At 56.9% G+C, this 4,371-nt stretch carries 6 protein-coding genes; 3 read left to right on the top strand and 3 right to left on the bottom strand.

All coding sequences use genetic code 11. The features are described from left to right. Positions 1 to 59 precede the first annotated feature (59 nt). Together VGG64_17170 and VGG64_17165 are read right to left on the bottom strand one after the other, a co-directional pair. Positions 60 to 701 carry a hypothetical protein gene (locus tag VGG64_17170; protein HEY1601336.1) on the bottom strand — a complete coding sequence of 214 codons (642 nt, stop codon included), beginning with the start codon at positions 699 to 701 and terminating at the stop codon, positions 60 to 62. A gap of 249 nt (positions 702 to 950) precedes the next feature. Further along, positions 951 to 1,277, bottom strand: a complete 327-nt coding sequence (locus tag VGG64_17165; GenBank protein ID HEY1601335.1) for a hypothetical protein — start codon at positions 1,275 to 1,277, stop codon at positions 951 to 953. Between VGG64_17165 and VGG64_17160 the strand changes: the two genes are divergently transcribed. Beyond that, complete coding sequence (locus VGG64_17160; GenBank protein HEY1601334.1) at positions 1,272 to 2,294, top strand: hypothetical protein; 1,023 nt, start codon at positions 1,272 to 1,274, stop codon at positions 2,292 to 2,294. The two genes, VGG64_17165 and VGG64_17160, sit on opposite strands and share 6 nt — an antisense overlap. A 30-nt stretch (positions 2,295 to 2,324) precedes the next feature. Here the strand turns inward: VGG64_17160 and VGG64_17155 are convergent, their stop codons facing one another. Beyond that, positions 2,325 to 2,900, bottom strand: a complete 576-nt coding sequence (locus VGG64_17155) for a potassium channel family protein (GenBank protein HEY1601333.1) — start codon at positions 2,898 to 2,900, stop codon at positions 2,325 to 2,327. Positions 2,901 to 3,307: 407 nt separating this feature from the next. On the opposite strand from VGG64_17155, the gene VGG64_17150 reads away from it, so the two are divergent. Together VGG64_17150 and VGG64_17145 are read left to right on the top strand one after the other, a co-directional pair. After that, positions 3,308 to 3,736, top strand: coding sequence for a hypothetical protein (locus tag VGG64_17150; protein ID HEY1601332.1), 429 nt, complete (start codon positions 3,308 to 3,310; stop codon positions 3,734 to 3,736). Beyond that, on the top strand, positions 3,733 to 4,371 hold a 639-nt coding region (locus VGG64_17145), incomplete at its 3' end, for a PD-(D/E)XK nuclease family protein (protein HEY1601331.1). The genes VGG64_17150 and VGG64_17145, both read left to right, overlap by 4 nt.

The raw sequence follows: 4,371 nt of genomic DNA, 5'->3' as shown, positions 1-4,371 counted from the left end.
CGGCTTCGTGCCGCCTAGTAACCGCATCAGGCGGCCATCGGCATTGGGCCGGTGGTCGCCTACTTCTTGTCTTGCATCTCTTTGATCGTGTGCGGCTTATCGTCTTTGGCTGCAATCAACCGAAGTTGGTAATCGACCATCTGGCCAAGGAAGTTGCCCTGAAAATTGTTGATTGCCTTCAACCCTTCGAAGTGCTTTTGCGCGTCATCGAATTCGCCCAGCCGCCGCGAGAACTCTCCATCGAGCATCTGAGCTGATTCCCACTTCTGGTCATGTGCCTTTGCATTCGACAGAAACGACCGCATGTGCTTTTGGCTACGTTCCAAGTCTTCAGCCCACTTTTTGGTGTCATATTCTTCCTGCCACGACGCCTCAAGAAACACAAATGCCAGCTCCCACTCATGGCGTTTCATTCCTTCAAACAAATACCCCATTAAGCAGTGCGATGACCGCCCGATGTGGTCCTTGTAGTCCTTGGTTGCAATTATTTCCCGGCATTGCTTCTCTTCAGCGTCCGACATCGGTGCAGCTCGAATCCCGCTGAAGTTAAACAGGACGAAGCCGCACTTCGGGCACACAGGCTTCGGATAAGCGGGCGTTATTGCACCAACGGGCATTAGATCCAGCCGCATTGTGGATTGGTAGCCGCCTTCACCGCCTGTGATCGCTTCGAAGTTGGTTTTACAAAGCGGACAGCTCACGGCCCTCGGAAATGAAGGAGGCGATCCAACGCAAACGGCGCTGAGGGTAAGTAGCACTGAAATGAAAGCGCATTTCATCCGAGGCCTCCTGCTTTCAAGCTAAAGCATGTACTCAGAACTGCCAGAAATAGAAATAAACCGAGACCAAGAATCGTCTCGAAGGGAGTTGCAATGGTCACTATAACGCGCGCGTTGGCTCGTACGCTACGAGCCGTATGCCGGCGGGCTGGCATCAAGCCGGGTTCACCTTCAAAACTGCTTTTCCAGCCAGTCGGCGATGAACTGGTAATCCAGGCACGTTCTGCCACGGCTGCCATTCAATACCGGCTGCCCGTGATTGACCAAGCCGAAAGGACGCTGAGCCCGCTGGAATGCCTTGACGCCATTGAAGGCCGGACAAGCGATCCAGTGACATTTCAACGGCGGCAGGATGGCAGGATTTCCGTCGAATGGACTGATCGCGGCATCCCGCAGATGCTCGTTTACGATGAGCCGGCTGAACCCATGGATGAGCTTTTCCTCGAAACCCCCGCCGATCTGGCAACCACGCCGTTCGGTTTGCTCCGATCTTTGCACAATGCAACCACCTGTGCAGATCGCGATGTCGTTCGGTACGCGCTGGATCATCTTCAGCTTCGGGGCAGCGTCGGCCAAATCGTTGCCACCGACGGTCGGCAGGTTCTACGCCAAGGCGGCTTCAGTTTTCCGTGGACGGGCGATTTGCTGGTGCCGGCGCTGGGCGTTTTCGGCTGCAAAGAGCTGGGGCAGGACGAGCCGGTCAGCGTGGGCAAAACCGATGATTGGGTCTTGCTGCGGATTGAGCCTTGGACGCTTTGGCTCAAGATCAACAAGGAAGGCAGGTTTCCCAAGGTAGATGACCTGTTCCGGCCCACCAGCAGCGCGAGTTCACGCCTGACGCTCAGCCAGCCGGATGCCATTTTCTTGGCCAACAGCCTTCCGAGCTTGCCATGCGATGACCCGCTCCACGATCCAGTGACCGTCGAGTTGAACGGCGGCGTCGTGATCCGGGCTCGGCCCGAGGGAAGTCCGCGTTGCACCGAACTGGTGCTTTCGGGTTCCAGCTACATCGGCGATGCCGTGACGATCAACACAAACCGGAAGTTCGTGGCACAAGCGCTCAAGCTGGGCTTCACCGACGTGTTCTTCTTCGGCCCGGATTCGCCGGCACAGTGCAACGATGGCCAGCGCCAGTATCTCTGGGCTTTGCTCGACGGCAAGGATGCGATCAAGCCGAGCGAAGATCCCGTACGGATCGAATCATCTGGCCAAAACGCGACCAATCAAACCGTTCCATTCAAGCGTGGGAGGAAACTGAAGATCATGCCAAGCCAAAATCCCGAACAAACGGTCGAGCAACCTGCCGCCGAGAAACAGAAGCGTCGGCGCTTGCAACCGGCAAATCCGTCAGCCGGTTCACCCATCGACCAAGCCGTTGCCTTACGAACCGCCCTGCGGAACGCCGCCACCCAGGCCAACGATCTGATCCGCTCGCTCAAGCGGCAGAAACGGCAGACCAAGCTGGTCGCATCGACGCTGGCTTCGCTCAAGGAGTTGCAGAAGGTCGCAGGATGACAAGTCAGCAAAAACTTTTGAGTTCGACCACTACTCTGGATCAACGCCAGTATTGCCTGACTTTTCGCGATTTGTCTTTTCCTGCACCTCCCGAATGTGGCGTTCCATTTCGCCAGGATCTCCATACAGCCCGACCTTTGCCGCCTTAAACCATTCTTCGCGGCGTTTCATCCGCTTGCCACGGGCAGTGTCGGCTGCATCCCGTCGAAGTCGTGCATCTGAAATCAGCCAGGACACAGTGCTGGAAATTAGCACCGCATTCGTGATCATGCCGATCACGATCTCGGCTATTACGGTGATTCTTGCTAGTGCAGATACAGGTGTAATGTCGCCGTAGCCGACCGTTGCAAACGTAGCCACAGAGAAATACACCCAGCCGGAAACATCGTAGCGAAATGAGCCCGGCCAGTGATTTTCGAGTGCGTTGAAAATCCCCGCAAACCCGACGAGGAGACCGGCGAGTATCGCCGCCAGAATGCCCAATAAGCGCGGAAGGCTGTTTATCGATGGCCGAAACTGGTTCACTCGATCATATCGCTTGTTTGACCCCGGAGTGACATATTGGCTCTCGATCTCGATACCGGAGCCGTTGACGAGTTCAGCCATTACCAGTCCGGCTAGAACGATACTCACAAGAAGACAAAGAATCCCTGGAATCTCTATTAACGATGCCTCCAGGACCAACCAAATGAGTGTTAAGACCGTGAGCAGCGCTGATGCCACAGTGATCCAGCGCCTTAGCACCGACCACCGATAATTATGTGGCCTCCACAACTGCCCGATTAGCATGGGTTCCGGTGGCAGCTCAGTACGGAGAAGTTGAGCAGCGGTGTAGTCAGCTATCGCTGCCCCTACGTCGGGTCCGTCCGAGCGTGCTGAGAGTTCATCGCTGGATTCCTCAACCGCCACTTCGTTCCATCGTGTCCGAATCGCACGAATGCGTCGTAAGATCTGCGAGACCATAGATCCGCTCAGCGAAAGATCCAAAAAACAAACTGACCAGGAATACGATCATGCTCAAACTCAACGTTGGCTTCAACCGCAAGACCGGCGAAGCCAATTACGGCAGCCGGGGAGCTTCGGTAAACCTTGAGCTGGAACTCGATTCTAGCCTTGTTGGGGACGCGGATCGACTGAAAGACCGAATCCGCCAGCTCTTCATGCTGGCCAAGGCCTCAGTGGACGAAGAACTGGCCGGCAACGGACCGGCCGCAAATAACGGCCAACAACAAAACGGCCAGCGCCGCAGCAACGCCCGCCGCGCCACGGCATCCCAGGCTCGGGCGCTGCATGCCATCGCCGACCGCCAGAAGCTCAACCTCGCCAGCCTGCTGAGCGGCCGCTACAGCGTGCAAAATCCTGAAGAGCTTTCGATCACCGAGGCCAGCAGCCTGATTGACGAGCTGAAGGCCTCGGCCAACGGCAACGGTGCGCACCGATGATTACAGCCGTCGAGCCCAACCAGACGGCCATGCAGCTCACCGGCCGGGACTATACCAGCTACTCTGCGATCACCACTTATGCCGCGTGTCCTCTAAGGTACTTTTTTCGCTACGTGGAAGGTCTGCCCGAAACGACCGTTGGTTCAAGCCTGGTCTTCGGCGGGGCAATTCATTCAGCCTTAGAGGTGCACTTCCGCGAGCTGCTGGCCGGCAACCCGGCACCTGATCTCGATATCCTGCTCACCGCGTACCAGGAAGCTTGGAAAGATCGGGACATCGGCAGCGTCCATTTCGGTAAGGACGAAAGCGCCGATTCACTGGGCCGGCTGGCTGATCGCATGCTGCGGGCGTTTCAGGCCAGCGATCTGGCACAGCCAGGTGGCACGATCCTGGGCATTGAAGAAGAGTTGCGCGAGCCCCTGGTGCCGGGCTGTCCAGACTTGCTGGCCAGGATCGACTTGCTGATCGACACGGGGGACGAACTCGTAATTCGCGATTTCAAAACAGCCCGCTCGCGCTGGAGCCAAGACCAAGCCGAGGAATCTGCCGGCCAACTGCTGCTCTACAGTGAACTGGTCCAGAAGCTTGATCCCAGCAAGACCGTGCGGCTGGAATTTGCCGTGCTGACCAAGACG

The sequence above is a fragment of the Pirellulales bacterium genome, assembly GCA_036490175.1.
In the GTDB taxonomy this organism is placed as follows: Bacteria; Planctomycetota; Planctomycetia; order Pirellulales; family JACPPG01; genus JACPPG01.
The sequence above is the reverse complement of the archived record's forward strand: the minus strand, read 5'-3'. Positions and strand labels throughout refer to the sequence as shown.